Source organism: Ralstonia chuxiongensis, assembly GCF_024158925.1.
Lineage (GTDB): Bacteria > Pseudomonadota > Gammaproteobacteria > Burkholderiales > Burkholderiaceae > Ralstonia > Ralstonia chuxiongensis.
This window is the reverse complement of the sequence record NZ_JAMYWC010000004.1, coordinates 555,236-571,283: the sequence shown is the minus strand read 5'-3', so window position 1 is coordinate 571,283 and position 16,048 is coordinate 555,236. Positions and strand designations below refer to the sequence as shown.

General features: G+C 65.6%; 15 protein-coding genes. 5 read left to right on the top strand and 10 right to left on the bottom strand.

All coding sequences use genetic code 11. The annotated features are described in order from the left end of the window. Positions 1-16 precede the first annotated feature (16 nt). The 4 genes from NKG59_RS16205 to NKG59_RS16190 all read right to left on the bottom strand — a co-directional run bounded on the left by NKG59_RS16205 (position 17) and on the right by NKG59_RS16190 (position 4,904). Entirely contained in the window at positions 17-1,327 is a 1,311-nt protein-coding gene (locus NKG59_RS16205) for a HipA N-terminal domain-containing protein (protein ID WP_253538719.1), read from the bottom strand. A 550-nt stretch (positions 1,328-1,877) separates the two neighbouring features. Then, complete coding sequence (locus NKG59_RS16200; protein WP_253538717.1) at positions 1,878-2,810, bottom strand: DMT family transporter; 933 nt, start codon at positions 2,808-2,810, stop codon at positions 1,878-1,880. Between the two features lie 12 nt (positions 2,811-2,822). Continuing rightward, positions 2,823-3,419 carry a methylated-DNA--[protein]-cysteine S-methyltransferase gene (locus tag NKG59_RS16195; protein ID WP_253538715.1) on the bottom strand — a complete coding sequence of 199 codons (597 nt, stop codon included), beginning with the start codon at positions 3,417-3,419 and terminating at the stop codon, positions 2,823-2,825. 9 nt (positions 3,420-3,428) lie between these two features. Beyond that, on the bottom strand, positions 3,429-4,904 hold the full coding sequence (locus NKG59_RS16190) for a DNA-3-methyladenine glycosylase 2 family protein (RefSeq protein WP_253538713.1): 1,476 nt from the start codon (positions 4,902-4,904) through the stop codon (positions 3,429-3,431). Positions 4,905-5,042: 138 nt separating this feature from the next. Between NKG59_RS16190 and NKG59_RS16185 the strand changes: the two genes are divergently transcribed. Next, complete coding sequence (locus tag NKG59_RS16185; RefSeq protein ID WP_253538711.1) at positions 5,043-5,789, top strand: SDR family oxidoreductase; 747 nt, start codon at positions 5,043-5,045, stop codon at positions 5,787-5,789. Positions 5,790-5,804: 15 nt separating this feature from the next. Here the strand turns inward: NKG59_RS16185 and ypfJ are convergent, their stop codons facing one another. Then, entirely contained in the window at positions 5,805-6,689 is an 885-nt protein-coding gene (ypfJ, locus tag NKG59_RS16180; protein WP_253538709.1) for a KPN_02809 family neutral zinc metallopeptidase, read from the bottom strand. A gap of 318 nt (positions 6,690-7,007) precedes the next feature. Here ypfJ and NKG59_RS16175 point away from each other — a divergent pair, with 318 nt between their 5' ends. Next, positions 7,008-7,598 (top strand): hypothetical protein, encoded by a 591-nt coding sequence (locus tag NKG59_RS16175; protein ID WP_253538706.1) that lies wholly within the window; start codon positions 7,008-7,010, stop codon positions 7,596-7,598. Positions 7,599-7,614: 16 nt separating this feature from the next. On the opposite strand, the gene dapA is transcribed toward NKG59_RS16175, so the two are convergent. The 4 genes from dapA to NKG59_RS16155 all read right to left on the bottom strand — a co-directional run bounded on the left by dapA (position 7,615) and on the right by NKG59_RS16155 (position 12,032). Beyond that, a complete protein-coding gene (dapA, locus tag NKG59_RS16170) occupies positions 7,615-8,499 on the bottom strand; it encodes a 4-hydroxy-tetrahydrodipicolinate synthase (protein WP_253538703.1) in 885 nt (294 codons plus the stop codon). A gap of 8 nt (positions 8,500-8,507) precedes the next feature. Beyond that, entirely contained in the window at positions 8,508-8,855 is a 348-nt protein-coding gene (locus NKG59_RS16165; RefSeq protein WP_253538700.1) for a hypothetical protein, read from the bottom strand. 127 nt (positions 8,856-8,982) lie between these two features. After that, on the bottom strand, positions 8,983-10,299 hold the full coding sequence (locus tag NKG59_RS16160) for an MFS transporter (RefSeq protein ID WP_253538698.1): 1,317 nt from the start codon (positions 10,297-10,299) through the stop codon (positions 8,983-8,985). Positions 10,300-10,400: 101 nt separating this feature from the next. Next, positions 10,401-12,032 (bottom strand): gamma-glutamyltransferase family protein, encoded by a 1,632-nt coding sequence (locus tag NKG59_RS16155; protein WP_253538695.1) that lies wholly within the window; start codon positions 12,030-12,032, stop codon positions 10,401-10,403. A 124-nt stretch (positions 12,033-12,156) separates the two neighbouring features. On the opposite strand from NKG59_RS16155, the gene NKG59_RS16150 reads away from it, so the two are divergent. Continuing rightward, the gene (locus tag NKG59_RS16150; RefSeq protein WP_253538692.1) at positions 12,157-13,041 is read left to right on the top strand and encodes a LysR family transcriptional regulator; all 885 of its coding nucleotides are present in this window, start codon (positions 12,157-12,159) and stop codon (positions 13,039-13,041) included. A 34-nt stretch (positions 13,042-13,075) separates the two neighbouring features. After that, on the top strand, positions 13,076-13,486 hold the full coding sequence (locus NKG59_RS16145) for a DoxX family protein (protein ID WP_253538689.1): 411 nt from the start codon (positions 13,076-13,078) through the stop codon (positions 13,484-13,486). Positions 13,487-13,495: 9 nt separating this feature from the next. Here the strand turns inward: NKG59_RS16145 and NKG59_RS16140 are convergent, their stop codons facing one another. Beyond that, the gene (locus tag NKG59_RS16140) at positions 13,496-15,052 is read right to left on the bottom strand and encodes an MFS transporter (protein ID WP_253538686.1); all 1,557 of its coding nucleotides are present in this window, start codon (positions 15,050-15,052) and stop codon (positions 13,496-13,498) included. Between the two features lie 73 nt (positions 15,053-15,125). Here NKG59_RS16140 and NKG59_RS16135 point away from each other — a divergent pair, with 73 nt between their 5' ends. Beyond that, the gene (locus tag NKG59_RS16135; protein ID WP_045202749.1) at positions 15,126-16,034 is read left to right on the top strand and encodes a LysR family transcriptional regulator; all 909 of its coding nucleotides are present in this window, start codon (positions 15,126-15,128) and stop codon (positions 16,032-16,034) included. Positions 16,035-16,048: the final 14 nt, after the last annotated feature.

Here is a 16,048-nt window from a genome sequence, read left to right as displayed (position 1 = left end):
AGCCTCGCGCTTCAGCTCAGACTTCAGCAGTCTTGCCGCCCAGCCGCCGTGCCGTTTCGGACACATGGCGGTGGATGCGCGCGAGGAAATCGATCTCCGCCGCGCGTGTCGGCGAATGCCCGAGCGCCTGAGACAGATGCGTCGCCACGAATGAAGACTGCGGCGCCAGCATGCTGATCAGTCGCAGCAACTCGCGGCGCGCCTGGCTGGCGTCGTAGCCGAGGTGATCGGCCAGGGCGAGAAGGGCGTCCTGGTCGATGGCCTCATAGCGCGCTTGTGCGTCCGGCGCCAGTTCATCGGCATTCCATTCGTTGGCGTAAACCGCCGCGCAGAAGAGGTGGTCGTGCGCCGCGAGGCGGACGCCGTCCGCACCGATGTGGAAATGCAGTGTGCCGGCTGACGCATTGCGCCCGCCGATCAGCAGGCAGAACACCATCCAGCGGAACAGCGCGGCCGTGGCGGAAGCCGGGTCCGCGCACAGGCTCGCGCATTGCGCGACCTGCTCGACGGTAATCGGCAGGAAGCGGTGTTTGGGTGAGAGCCCCAGCAATTGCACCGCCGAGACGACATAGCGTGCCTGCACCAGCGCCGTATCGTCGCTCTTGCAGCGCAGGGTGCGATCAAGGCGCTGCACCACGGCGGCTGTTTCGGGAAACTGGCGCAGACCGATGAACGGCGTGTCCAGCCCGATGCTGCGGCCCAGTAGCGTCGCCCAGCAGTGGTTGATGGTGGCGTACGGCAAGTGCGCGCCTTCGCCCAGATCCAGCCGAACAAAGTGGCTCGATTGCGCGGCATTGGCCGGTGCGGAAAACCGGCCGAGCCACATCGATACCGGCAGGCCGTTTGAGGACAGGAAGGGCAGGCTGATTTCTTCGGACGTCGCGGCAGCGTCGGTGCCGTAGCGCGCGCGAGGTTCGGCCACATGCAGCGGCGTGCTGCGGGGTGGCCGTCCGACGGTTTGCTGGAACTGCAGCACGAGATCGCGCTCGGACAGCCCGTCGGCGCGGCCGCTGCATGGTTTGAGGCCGGCGGGCACCAGGGCCAGGGGGCCATCCAGATGCGGCGCCGCTTGCGCGAGATGCTCCAGCGCCGCGGCAGCAGCCTTGGGCGTGTTGCGTGCCGGTTCGGGCAGCAGGTATTCAAAGAAGTAGCGTACCGGCTGGGCTTTTGCCGTGTCGGCGATATTGCCGGCGGTGCGTGGCAGGTGCGGGCTCAGATCAAAGCCCTGCGACGAAGTCTGCCAGCGAGAATCGTATTCGAACGCCCAACCGCTGCGGCCGCACGATAGCTGACCGATCAGGTGCTTATTCAGGTAGACGTCCAGCATGCGCGTATCCAACGTATTTGATGGAGCGTGCTTAGTCGGCTGTGCAGCGGATAACCCGCCGGCAATTGGGAATTCGGCTGCTTTGCAGCAAATATGCCATTTCCCTGCACGCCCCTCATCGACCGATGGCGAGCATAACAAAGAAAATCTGCACAACGCGTGCGGAAATCCGATTTCGATGATGCAAGTTTCTCAAATCGGATTATCGGATCGTTAAGATCGAGTGCGCGTTGGTCGATGTTTCAGGTATCTACTTCAGTTGTGCAGATTTTTTAAATCTGACCGGGGAGGTAATGCTGGCGCCATTGAATAAATTTCAGAGGCGGCGCGACGATAGGGCATTCATTACAAACTGGCGATTTATCGCAGCGGTGTCAACATTTTGTCGCGCTGCAAGAATCCACAAAAAAGTCCTTCGCAATGTGAGGGAGGAGATGACATAACCGCATTGCGCATGAATTCAACTGCGGATTTAAGCGTCGGCTTCAACCGGGTTTTGACCGGCGCAGGGCGGTGCCCCGGCCGGGCGGGGCACGACCAACGTGGCCATTCAGCGGCCGGAACGCAGAAGCGAATCCTTATCCTGTGCAGCGGTTGCCGCATTTGCATGGGCCTTTTTCCCTGGTGCGAACACGCCGGTCGACAGCGACGTGCCGAGCAGGATCACCGCGCAGCCGATCACCATGTTGAGCGTCAGCTGCTCGCCCAGGAACAGGATGCCCCACAGCACGCCAAACACCGGGATCAGGAAGGTGACCGACACTGCGCGCGTCGGCCCCACGTGCGCGACAAGGCGGAAGAAGAGGATGTAGGCGACGCCCGTGCATGCGATACCCAAGGCGACGACGTGCAACCACACGCTGCCGGTGGGCGTGTGCGCGGGCCACAACCAGTAGGCCAGCGGCGCGAGCACGATGGCGGCGGCCAATTGGCTGCCGGTCGCCACGGCCAGCGGCGGCACGCCGGTCAGGAAACGCTTGGTGTAGCTGCTGGCCACGCCGTACAGCACGGTGGCCGACAGCGCTGCGGCTACCGCCACGCCGCCTTGTTTTGCGTCGATGACAGACGATCCGCCCACCAGCACGATGACGCCGATGAAGCCGATCGCCAATCCAAGCACGCGCAGCGACGACATCCGCTCGCCCAGCCAGGTGAAAGCGACGATGGCCGCAAACAAGGGGGCCGCCGCATTGAGCACCGAGGTGAAGCCCGCCGTGAGCGTGAGTTCGGCATAGGCGAACAGGCAGAACGGGATGGCCGAATTCAGCACGCCCACGGCCAGCAGATGCGGCCAGTGCGTGCGCAGCGCGCCCATGCCGCCGCGCAAGGCGAGCATTGGGACGAGAAAGCACGAAGCAATCGCCACACGCAGCGCAATGAGCGCAACCGGCCCGAAAGGCGGCGCTGCCACACGCATGAACAGGAAGGAGCCGCCCCATAGGGCTGCCAGGGTGAGGAGTTCGAGCACGTCGGAGCGGCGCATGAAGGGGTCTCGTTATCGTTGTTGGGGTGCTGTGCGCGCATTGTCCGCGCGATTTGGGTTATATGCAGGCAGCAGTGCCAGGGTGCCTTGGCGGTCGTCGTCGGCCATGGGAAGACGTTCGCCAACCTGCGCGGGATGTCCTTCGAGCCGCAGCAGCGCGGCCTTGCGCGGCAAGCCGCCGGCATAGCCCGTGAGCGCGCCATCCGCGCCGACCACACGGTGGCACGGGATGGCGATCGAGATCGGGTTGCGGCCCACGGCCGTGCCCACCGCGCGCGCATGTTCGCGCGTGAGCCCCAGGCGCGCGGTGATCTGCCCGTACGTGGTACGACTGCCGAATGCGATGTCGCACAGCAGGCGCCAGACGTCTTGCTGAAACGGCGTGCCCTGGGGTGCCATCGGCAGATCGAAGTCATGCAGCTTGCCGGCAAAGTACGCGGTGAACTGCGCCTGTGCCTTGCGGAGGACTGGCACCTCCGCTCCCGGCGACATGCGCGCGGCGTTCACGGGAATCGTCTTCTGGCCGGGAAAGAACGCGCCGGTCAGGTGGGTGTCGGTCGCGGTCAACAGCAGATCGCCGAGCGGGCAGGCAAAGGTGTGGCGGTACATGGCGGTCGGTCAATGCGAAGCGGGTTGCGTGAGCGCATCCTCGCGGTGCCAGAGATGCATGGCGGCATATGCGCGCCACGGCGCCCACGGTTCTGCGCGCTCGACCATGGCACGGCGCGTAGGAAGCGCGCCGTCGCCGTTGGCGAGCCGTTTGCGCAGGACGTAATCGCCCAGCGGAAATGCGTTCGGCCAGCCCAGCGCGCGCATGGCGACGTATTGCGCTGTCCACTCGCCGACACCCGGCAGCGCTTGCAAGGCAGCCAGCGTGGGCGCGAGCGGCACCAGCGGTTCGAGCCGCAGGCTCCCGCTATCGATGGCGCGGGCCAGCTCGACGACGGCGGCGGCGCGGCTGGCTTGCAGACCGGTCTGCGCCGACAGCGCTTGCGCATCAATTTTTGCCAGTGCGGCAGCGCTCGGAAACGCCATCGACAGCCCTTCGCGCGATTGCGGCAACGGCACGCCATACACGGCAGTCATGCGCCCGAGAATGCGTCGCGCCTGCACCAGCGAAATGACCTGCCCGGCGATGGCACGCACGGCAATCTCAAAGCCGTCCACGGCGCCCGGCACCCGCAGGCCTGGCGTTTCGGCGGCCAGCGTGCCGAGGTGCGCGTCCACCAGATCGGGCCGGCAATCGAGGTCGAACAGCCGTCGCGCGCGGGCCAGAACGGGCGGCATGGCGTGCAGCAGGCTGGGCGACAGCGTGAGCGCCACCGCATGGCGTTGCGGCACATTGCGCGCGTGAAGCCAGCCGATGTGCCGCGCGCCGGCGTAGTCGACCGTGATCGTGCGTGCGTAGCTGTCGGCGTCGACCACTTCGACGCCATCGACCGCACGTGCCCGCAGAAACTCAAGCAACGCCTGCCACGCAAACGGAGGGCGATAGCCCAGCATGAGCGTGGGGCCGTCTTCAGCGCGCGGTGCCGTCGTGCGCGATCGCAGGCGCGTGGGCGCAAAGCCGTAGTGCTCGGTAAAGCCGCTGTTCAGCCGGCGCACGCTCCCGAAGCCGGCCGCAAAGGCGACATCGCCGACGGGCATGGCGGTATCGGTCAGCAGCTGTTTGGCGAGCAGCAGGCGCTGCGTTTGCGCGTACTCGATCGGCGAGACGTCGAACTCGGCGCGGAAGATGCGGCGCAAGTGGCGGTCGGTTACGCCCACGGCTGCAGCCAGCGCGGCCAAGTCGTGCTCTTGCAGAAAGCCTTCGTCGATCATGCGGGCGGCGGCGCGCGCGAGGCTCGACGACATCTCGGCCAGGCTGTGCCCCGGCGCCAGTTCCGGCCGGCAGCGCAGGCACGGCCGAAAGCCCGCGCGCTCCGCTGCGGCTGCCGTGGTGAAGAAGCGGCAGTTCTTCTCCAGCGGCGTGCGGACGGCGCAAACGGGGCGGCAATATACGCCGGTGGATGTCACACCGACGAAGAACCAGCCGTCAAAGCGACGGTCCCGCGATTGCACGGCGTGGTAGCAGGCGTTGTGGTCGAGATGCATGGTAGTGATCGGGTGACTTGGCAGCTAGTCTAGCCCTGTCGAGTCGCATGGGTTCGCCGGATTCGGACACATCCCTCGATGCCAAAAACGCGGCATCTCGGCACAATTGCGGACACAACAACACATCGGGAGATCGGCATGTCCAAGACCATCGTCATTACCGGCGGGAGCCGGGGTATCGGCCGCGCCACGGCGGTGCTGTGTGGCCAACGCGGCTGGTCTGTCGCGCTGCAATATCGCGGCAACCGGCAGGCGGCGGAAGAGACGGTGGGGCTGATCGAACAGGCGGGCGGCCACGCGCTGGCGGTGCAGGGCGATGTGTCGAGCGATGAAGATGTGATCGCGCTATTCGAGGCCGCGACGGGGCGCTTTGGCGCGCTGCATGGCGTGGTCAACAACGCCGGCATCGTGGCGGAGGCTCAGGACGTGGCCGACATGACCACGCACCGGCTGCGCACGATGTTCGAGACCAACGTGCTGGGTGCCTTCTTGGTGGCACGCGAGGCGGCGCGGCGGCTGTCGACGTCGCGCGGTGGCGTGGGCGGTTCGGTGGTGAACGTGTCGTCGGCGGCATCGCGGCTGGGGTCGCCGCACGAATATGTCGACTACGCCGCCTCCAAGGGTGCCGTCGACACCATGACGCTAGGGTTGGCGCGTGAACTCGGGCGCGATGGCGTGCGCGTCAATGCCGTGCGCCCCGGTTTGATCGAGACCGATATTCACGCCTCAGGCGGCCAGCCCGATCGCGCGCAGCGCCTGGGCGGCGCCACGCCGATCGGCCGGCCCGGCACGCCGCAGGAAGTGGCCGAGACCATCGTCTGGCTGCTCTCCGATGCGGCGTCTTACGTGACGGGCGCGCTGCTGGATTGCGCGGGTGGGCGCTGATCGGCGATCAGGCGATCAGGCATTCGCTCCGGAGCGGAAGGTATCGCACTGGCGAAGGTCGCCGCCATCGAAGCCCTGGCGGAACCAGTGCATGCGCTGCTCAGACGTGCCGTGCGTGAAGGCATCGGGCGTGACGCTGCGGCCGGCGTTGCGCTGCAGCGTGTCGTCGCCGATGGCGTGCGCGGCGGTCAGCGCCTGCTCCAGGTCGCCGCGCTCCAGCAGGCCGCGTTGCTGCGCAAAGTGGCCCCACACGCCGGCCAGGCAATCGGCCTGCAGCTCCAGCTTGACCGACAGCGCATTCGCCCCGGCCTGCGATTTGCCGGCCTGGGCGCGACTGACCTTCTCCGACACGCCCAGCAGGTTCTGCACGTGATGGCCGACCTCGTGCGCGACGACGTACGCGGCAGCAAAGTCGCCCGGGGCGCCAAACTTGCGGCGCAGTTCATCGAAGAAGCCGAGGTCAAGGTAGACCTTGGTGTCGGCCGGGCAATAGAACGGGCCAACGGCCGAAGTGGCGTCGCCGCAGCCTGAGCGGATGCCCTGGCGGAACAGCACGAGCTTGGGCGGCTGGTATGCGCGCCCGGCTTGCTTGAACAGTTGCGTCCAGGTGTCTTCGGTGTCGCCCAGCACGTGCGAAACCAATTGCTTGCTGCGGTCGTTGTCGGTCTCGCCGGTGGGGCGGGCAGGACTGTGCTGCGCGGATTGCGTCGGCGCGTTCTGCGATACCTGCATCACCATGCTGAGGATTTCCAGCGGGTTCTTGCCCATCAGCAAGCCCACGACGGCCACGATTGCGATGCCGCCGATGCCTAGCCGCATGCCGCCGCCACCGAAGCCGCCGCCAGAGGAGGCGCGCTCATCCTCGACGTTATTGCTTTCGCGCATGTCATCCCAACGCACGATGTTCTCCTTGAGAGGCCTGTGAGGCTAGTAGGGCAGGGTCAGCCCGGGCGTCACACCCGGTAAACTTTGCAAAGTCTACCTGCTGTGCGTACGTACGGGCATGCCGCCGCGCTGCCGAATCGTCTGCACGCAGATCCGGTGCAAGCATTGACAAGGGCTGGCGGCGATTTGCGGCATCGCACAAAGCCCGGCAGGAAACTTGCTAACCAAGGCTGCTCATCCTCCGTCCGGCTGTCACACAGATGACATGCGGCGGTTCCCGAATAACGTTCGGTAGCAGATGACGCTGCCGATCCATTATTTCGAGTTCTTACCATGCGCTTGCCTGCTTCAATCACTGCTCAACCACCAGACGCCGCAGAGTCGTCGCATCTGGCTGCCACCCATGTTGATCCGACCGAGGTGTCGGATGTGGAACAGGCCGACGCAGAGCGCAAGCCCTGGTGGGAGCGCGTGTCGGGTGCCGTGATAGGCGGTGCATTCAGCAGTGTTGCTGCCGCGTTGATTGCCGTGACCGGCGCCATCTACGTTGGGATGTACCACGCGCCCTGGGTGAAGAGCCTTGCCGGCCACACGCCGACAGCCGCCCAGGCTGGTGATGCGATGAGCGTTGCCATGGCTGCCGGGCCTGCCAACGCAGCCACGCCAGCGTCGGCCGTTGCGCCTGCGCCCGCGGAAGCTGCCACGCAACCCGCATCGCCCGACCGCGTTGCGGCAGCGCGTGATCGGATGGAACAACGTGTGTATTCGCAAGTGCAGCAGCCGCGTGCCCGCACGGTGGCCGAACGCGAGACCCTGGAAGACAACGATGCGCCGGCACCCGCCAACGCACGTCGTCATCATCGCGGCGCGCGTTACATGCGCCATGGCGCGCCGTTCAACGCGGCGTGGTACAAGGGCGCCTGAGCGGCCCTCTCGGTATCTAGGCCAGTCGCAGCGGGCAATCTGCTTCGACGTTTTCCAGCGTGTGCATCGCTGTCATCAGGCGACGGTGCAGCGATTCTGACACCGGCAGAATCGGCGCGCGCGTATCTGCGCCAACGCTTCCCTGCGCGGACAACAACGCTTTGACCGGCGCCGGGTTTGGCTCCGCAAACAGCAGCGCCGCCAACGGCGCGAGGGCGTCGGCCAACCGCCGGGCTTCGTCGATGCGACCCGCGCGATGGTGCGCAACAAGTGCCACGAATAGCTCAGGCCGCAGATGCGCACCGGCGAGGATGCCGCCCGTGCCGCCATGTGCCAGGCAATCGAGCAGCGCGCCGTCATCTCCGCTCAGCACATCCAGCGGCCCGCCTTGCAACGCGCCGAAATGCTCGGCCACACATTCCTTGATGGCGACGATGTTGGGCTGCTCTGCCAGCACCAGCGCGGTCTGCGGCGCGATCGAGACGCCCGTGCGTTTGGGCACGTTGTAGAGCACCACCGGGCGGGCCGTGCTGGCGGCCACTTGCGCGTAATGCCAGCGCAATCCCGCCTGCGACGGGCAGACGTAGTAAGGCGGTGGCACTAGGTAGCCCGCGCTGTTCCAACGCTCGTAGTGTCGGATTTGCGCGCAGACTTCGCGCGTGTCGGCCGCGCCCACGCCTATCAGGAAAGGCGTGCGATCGCCGCAAGCCTCAGCGATGGCCTCAAGCACGGTATAGCGCTCGATTTGCGAGAGCAGCGCGGCTTCCCCCGTCGTGCCCAGTGCAACGAAACCCGACACACCGGCGCTTTGGTAATGGCGCACCAATCGGCGCAGCGCGGCGGTGTCGACGCGATCGCGGTGAAACGGTGTGACCAACGGAATCCAGATTCCCGAGAACATGGCGCGCCTCAGTGCAGCGACGCGAGCGCGCGCCTGCGCGACATGCACAGCGGCGTGATGCGGCCCAGCGTGGCACAGGGCAAGCCACGCAGCAGTGCGCCGATTACTGCATCCACGTCTGCATGGGCCAGTTCCAGATCCACCGTGATGGCCTTGCGGCGAGCGTCATGCCGGACGATGTACAGCCCAAGCGTGTCGCCGAGCAACGCATGGAGGTGCCGGCGAATCGCGTGCGGCGCATCGCCGGGCACCGTCACGCGCAGGCAGACGTATTGGCGGGCCGGCATGGCAACCGCGCGAGGCATCGTCGCCGGAGAGGGTGGCAGCAACTGCGGAACCAGCGAAGACAGGAGCATCGATCGCGCCATGATGAGGTGGCGACGGCCTGCGCCGCCATGTCGTTGAACATGACGACACCGTATCGATTCGCTCGTAAAAAGCGTGAAAAAGGGGCGTGGCGCCGCGTAAAGAAAGCGTAAATGCTCAGCCAGCGTGCGCTTGCCTGCGACGACGCAGCGCGATGACCGTCAGCGAGATGCCGCTCACCACGGCCGCCGTCAGCACGTAGTAGCTCGGTGCCAGCGTATCGCCCGTGGTGTGGATCAGCCACGTGACGATGAACGGCGCGAACCCACCGAACAGCGTCACGCCCAGGCTGTAGCCGAGCGACAGGCCGGTCGAGCGCACGCGCGTGGGAAAGATCTCTGACATCAACGCCGGCATCGGGCCTGAATACGCTGCCTTGAAGATGCCCGACACGGCTTGCAGCGCCAGCAGCGCGCCGATGGTCGGATACACGCGCAACAGCGCAAACATCGGGTAGATCAGCAGGATCATCAGCGCTGACGTGGTGAGCATGATGCGGATACGGCCAATGCGATCCGACAGCGCGCCCATCACCGGCGAGAGCAGGAACTGCAGCCCGCCGTTGAGCACGACCACCGCGAACGACTGAGCCGCCGGCAGGTGCAACTGCTTGACGGCGTACGTAGGCATGTAGAGCTGCAACACGTACACCGACACAGTCGATTGCGCCACCACGCCCACCGCAAGCAGCAGGTTGATCCACTGCGCTTTGAAGGAAGCTTGCGGGTCGATCGTCGTCTTCTTTTGCTCGGCAACGAACTCGGGCGTCTCATCCAGATGGCGGCGGATGTAGAAACCTACCGGGCCGACCAGCAGACCAAAGATGAACGGCAACCGCCAGCCCCAGCCCTCCAGATCCGCCGGCGTGAGCGATGCCGTGAGCAGCGCCCCCAGCCCTGCCGCAAGAATGGTGGCAATGCCCTGGCTGGCGAATTGCCAGCTTGCGTAGTACCCGCGCCCGCGCGTGCTGTGCTCCACCATGAAGGCCGTTGCGCTGCCGAATTCCCCACCCACCGCAAAGCCTTGGACCAGGCGTGCAAGCAGGATGGTGACGGGCGCCACGATGCCGATCTGCTGGTAGCTCGGCATCACGGCAATCACCAGCGTGCCGACAATCATCAGCAGGATCGACAGCGTGAGTGCCGCCTTGCGCCCCTTCTTGTCGGCATATATGCCAAGCACGATCGCGCCCACCGGCCGCGTGATGAACGACACGCCAAAGCTGCCCACCGCAAACAGCAGCGACACCCATTCGTCATCGGCCGGAAAGAACAGCTTGCCGATGATGGATGCGAAGAAGCCGTAGACGAGAAAGTCGTACCACTCCAGCGCGTTGCCGATCGACGACGAAATGACGATGCGCCGCGCATGTGCTGCACTCGTTGTTGCAGGACGAGCGGGTGCAGCAGAGCCTGCCGCAGAGGGGGCGGTCATGATGAAGGTTCCTTTGGTGCCGGCCGGGATCGTTTTTATGGAGACTGCAGCGCGTTGCCCGCCCGGTCCGACGGGTCAGCGCGCTGGTGCGGGGGCTTTCTTTAGAAGCCCACAGCGTGGCCGTCTCGGCGGCTGTCGCTGGCGGCCACGTAGCCGTGGTCGGCGTCGTCCGACAGGCGCCAGATGAACTGGCCGGAACCGAAATCCATGTACGGATCGGCCACCGATTCAAGCTTGTGCCCGCGCGCTTCCAGCGCAGCGACGGTCTTGGCGTTCATCGTGCTTTCCACGTCGAGCGTGAAATCACGGTTGACCTTCCAGCGCGGTGCATCGCATGCGGCCTGCGGCTGCTGCTTGTAATCGAGCATGCGCACAAGCGTCTGCAGATGGCCTTGCGGCTGCATGTCGCCGCCCATCACGCCAAAGCTCATCTGCGGCTGGCCGTCCTTGGTCAGGAACGCGGGGATGATGGTGTGGAACGGCCGCTTGCCGCCTTCCACCACGTTGGCCGAGCGCGCATCCATCGAGAATCCGAAGCCGCGGTTCTGCAGGCTGATGCCTGTGCCCGGCACCACCACGCCGGAGCCGAAGCCCATGTAGTTGGACTGGATGAACGAGACCATCATGCCGTTCTCATCGGCGGCGGTCAGGTACACCGTGCCGCCGGCGCGCGGCATGCCGAAGGTCGGCATCTGCGCGCGGCCCATGTCGATGAGCTTGGCGCGTGCATCGAGGTACGCGTCGTCGAGCATCTGCTCGGGCGTGACTTCCATCGAGCGCGGGTCGGCCACGTATTTGTACAGATCGGCAAACGCCAGCTTCATCGCTTCAATCTGCAGATGCTGCGAATCCGCCGAGTCGACGGGCAGGGCGCCGAGGTCAAAGCGGTCGAGAATGCCCAGCGCGATGAGCGCGGCGATGCCCTGGCCATTGGGCGGGATCTCGTGCAGGTCGTAGCCGCGATAGCGCTTGGTGATGGGCTTGACCCACTCGGGGCGATAGTCGCGCAGGTCTTGCGCGGTCATGCCGCCGCCGCATTCGCGCGAGTACGCGGCAATGCGTTCAGCGAGTTCGCCTTCGTAGAAATCACGGCCGTTGGTCTGGCCAAGGCGGCGCAGCGTGGCAGCGGCATCGGGCAGCTTGAACTTCTCGCCCACTTCCGGCGCGCGGCCGTGCGGCATGAAGGCCTGCGCGTAGCCGGGCTGGTTGTGCAGCTCGGGAATGGCCGCTGCCCACTTGTGCGCAACGATGGGCGCGATGGTGTGGCCGCGCTCGGCAATCTCGGCGGCAGGTTCCAACACATCGGCAAACGGCAGCTTGCCGAAGCGCTCGTGCAATGCGGCCCAGGCGGAGATGGCGCCGGGCACGGTCACCGCATCCCAGCCGCGCATGGGGCGCTTGGGGTTGCCGTTGGCGTCTTCGCCGTACTTGTTGCGAAAGTAGTCGAGGTTCCAGGCCTGCGGCGCGGTACCGGAGGCGTTCAAGCCGTGCAGCGCCTTGCCGTCCCACAAGATGGCGAATGCATCGCTGCCGAGGCCGCACGAGACGGGCTCGACCACGGTCAGCATGGCCGCCGCCGCGATGGCCGCATCAACGGCGCTGCCGCCCGCAAGCAGCATGCGCAGTCCGGCTTGCGCGGCCAGCGGGTGAGACGTGGAGACAACGTTGCGCGCAAACAGCGGAATGCGGACGGTGGGATACGGGTTTTGCCAATCGAAGCGGTGGGAGGACATGGGGCTTAAGCGCAAATAAGTGGGAATGTTTGACGAATGATTATTTGCGGTGCGCTGGATTTAATAAAGTTAAAATTCATTGGATAAAGCTTAAGAAAAACTTGAGAATCCGCCGCGCCTTGCCGTGAGTACCGTCCGCTTCCTTCGCACCTTTGTTGCCGTGGCACGCCATGGCTCGTTTGCCGCCGCCGCCGAGCGCGTTGCGCTGACGCAGGCCGCGGTGAGCCTGCAGATGCGTGCGCTGGAAACCGAACTGCGCCGCGATCTGTTCGACCGGTCGGGGCGCACTGTCACCTTGAACGCCCATGGCCGAGCGCTGCTGCCCCAAGCCGAACACCTGCTGGGCCTGTACGACGCCATGCGCATCGGCGACGAACCGCAGACGGAGTTGTCCGGTGCCGTGGCGATTGGCGCGGTGGTCTCGGTGATGGGATCGTTGGCACATGCGGTGGCGGGGCTCAAGCAGGTGCACAAGGGGCTGGACGTCAAGCTCATCACCGGCAAATCGGGTGAACTGGCGGAGCAGGTGGAAGCGGGCGAGCTGGATGGCGCGCTGGTGGTCGAACACCTGGAACGCCTGCCCGCCAATCTTGCTTGGCATCCGCTCTATACCGAGCCGCTGGTGGTGGTGGCGGGCCGCCATACGCGCGGCCGCGCAGAGGAAGTTCTGCGCACCCATCCGTTTCTGCGCTTCGACCGCGCGGTGCGCACCGGCGCGTTGATTGACCGTGCCCTGCGCAAGACGCACATGGCGGTCAACGAGTTCATCGAGGTCAATTCAATCGAGGCGATTGTCGAGCTGGCGCGCCAGCAGGTGGGGGTGACGCTGGTGCCGCGACTGCGCCGGGCGAGCTGGGAGAGCGACCCCGCTCTGCGCGTGCTGCCCATGCCGCCGCAGACGCCCGTGCGCGCCGTCGGCATGATCGAGCGGAAAGAGCATGTGCGGCACGGTGTGATTCAGGCGGTACTCGATGCGCTCGAAACCACACTTGGCAATTCCAGCGCCTAGACTGGAGCCACCATAACTGGCTCCGGAGGCTGCGATGGACGCATTCATTCAACGCTGGCGCGACGAACTGATCCTGCTCGCCCGCATCCTGATGATGGTGCTGTTCGTGATGTCCGGTTGGGGCAAGCTGACAGGCTTCCAGGGCACGGTCGGCTACATGGCCAGCACAGGTGCGCCTATGCCGATGGTCGCTGCCGCGGTTGCCGTCGTCATGGAGTTTGGCGTGGGCATCGCCTTGCTCATCGGCCTGTGGACGCGGCCGCTGGCCCTTCTGATGGCGCTGTTCGTGCTCGGCACGTCGTTCATCGCCCATTCCTACTGGGATATGCAAGGCGCCATGGAAGCTGCCAACAAAATCCAGTTCTACAAGAACCTGAGCATCATGGGCGGGCTGTTTCTGTTGGCTGCTGTAGGGCCGGGGAGGTACGCGGTGCAGAAGTCGTGATGCGCGCGCTCAACGCAACGACCGCTGCACCAACACCAGCACGGCAAACACGCCGCATGCCACCGCAAACCAACTGAAGAGCTGCGTGCCCGCCAGCAGCGTGGCTTGCCGATCAATTTCGGCGGACAAACTCGCCAGGCGCTCGGGCGTGAGCGGGTTGGCGGCCTGCAGGTCTGCCGTGAAGCGCGTGACATGCGCCACGATCAGCGAGCGCGATTCCGCCTGCTGCGTCTGCAGCGACACAGCCGCCAGCCCCGTGCCCACCGCAGTCGCAAACTGGCGCGCGATGTTCTTCATCTGATAGCCGTGCGCGAAGTCTTCGCGGTCGAGATCGAGGTAGGTCATCATCGCGACCTGAATCATCACCGCGCCCGGCGTGATGCCTTCCAGGACCGACACGGGGAAGAACGCATAGTCCGGCGCGCCCGGCATCAGGCTTGTCGCCAGCAGCAGCGCCGCTGCCGCATACACGGCAAAGCCGATGGCAATGAAGCGGCGCTTGCGGAAGAAGAACGGCAACCAAATCGTCATGACGACGGCCACCACGGTCGACACTGCGCCGCTGATCATCAGGAACAGCGTGGTCGTGCGGAATGTAAAGCCCAGGCCGCCCTGCGATACCGCCGGAAACAGGTACGACCAGTACCCGCTCATCAAGTAATAGATGCCGTAGAAGCCGATGCCCCACAGGTAGCGGCGACCGTTCAGGCGCGAGAGATCGAGCCACGGGTCCGGGTGCGTGCGCAGGCGGTGGATGGCCAGCAGCAGCGAAGCGGCACCGCCCAGCAACAACAGCGGAATCAAAGGCGAGGCCGTCAGCCGGCTGTAGCGCAGCTCCGACAGCCCCATCAGAACCGACAGCGCGCCGATGGCCATGGCACCCACGCCAACCCAATCCCACTGGCTGTCTTCTGGTGGCGCTTCATCGGGGCGGCGTGCGGCGCGTGTGCGCGGCTGATGGTGTTCGGGCGGTAGGAGGAACATCGCCACCCATGCCACGCTGGCCAGCGCCAGTTCGATCCAGAAAATCACGCGCCATTCGCTGTACTCCAGCACCTCGGCGCAGATCCACGGCGCAAGAGTGGTCAGCCCGAACAGGCCGACGCTGAACATCAGCATTGGAGGAATGCGCTCATCGGGTTCGGTCGTGAGCTGCACCAGAATGCGCGACGCCGAAAACAAGCCGCCCGCGCCCAGGCCTTGGATGGTCCGCCCGATGACCAGTTCGCCGATGTTGTTGGATTGGGTGCACACCACGCAGCCGATGGCGAACAGCACGATGCCCACCAGCGAATACATCCGATAGCCCACGTGCGCTGCAATGCGGCCGATGGCGAGGTTGGCGACCACGGCCGCCACGGCATACGCTGTGACGGCGTACAGATATGCCTCGGGGCTCGCATGCACACCGCCCTGGATGTGCTGGCCCGCCACGGCGAACATCTGCGAAGAGACAAAATCGAGGCCCGAGGAGAGGCCCAGCGCCAGCCCAAAAGCGTGGACGCGCGCCGAAGAAAAGTGGGGAAACGCCCGCAGAGACGCGGGTTTGAGGATTTGCAGCGACATGTGCCCGAGCATAAACTTGCCCGCCAGCCGGATAAACGGCCAACTCTAGGAACACTGTCCAGTCATGCGAACAATGGAGTGGAACGACTGGGAAACCTTCTGCCGCGTGGTGGAGGCCGGCAGCTTCACCGCCGCCGCCGAGGCGCTGGGCATCCCCAAATCGACGGCCAGCGCCGCCGTATCACGGCTGGAGGCCGGGCTGGGCGTGCGGCTCATGACGCGTACCACTCGCCAGTTGCGGCTGACCGAAGCGGGCTCGCAGTTCTACGACGACATCGCGCCGTTGTTCGAGCGCCTGCGCGAAGTGCACGCCGACACCACCGCAGCCAGCGAAACCGTGGCCGGCACGCTGCGCATCGCCGCGCCGTACGAAGTCGGCGCGCAGCACCTGACCGAACCCGTATGCCGCACGCTTGAGAAATACCCGCATCTGCAAATCCAGGTGCACATCTCGTGGGAGCAACCCGACCTGCTGGCCAGCGGCTACGACATCGTCTTCGTGATGGTCGACCAGATGCTGCCGGATTCGTCACTCGTTGCGCGCCGCGTGGTGCTGATCCCGCGCGGTTTGTATGCGTCGCCGGCTTTGCTGGCGGAACGTCCGCCGCTCAAGACGCCCGCTGACCTTGCCGGCTGGCCCTGCCTGTCCGGCCCCGACGATGCAAGCTGGGCCTTCCGCCCCGTCGGCGAGCCCGCGGTCGAGCCCATCGAAGTCCCGATCCAGCCGCGTCTGCAGACCTTGAATGCCGAAATGCGCGCCCGGGCCGCCGTGCGTGGCCTGGGTGTGGCGCGCATGGCCCGCTCGGTGGGCGATACGGAAGTCGCGGCCGGCCGGCTCGTGCGCGTGCTGCCGGATTTCGAGCTGACCGCGCTGCGCGTCTACGCGCTGATGCCTGCCCGCAAGCTGGTGCCGCGCAAGGTGCGCGTGTTTCTGGATGCGCTGGAAGCGGAGGGCGTTTCCGCCACACCCGCCCCCGCCTAGCCGAAGACCGGCGC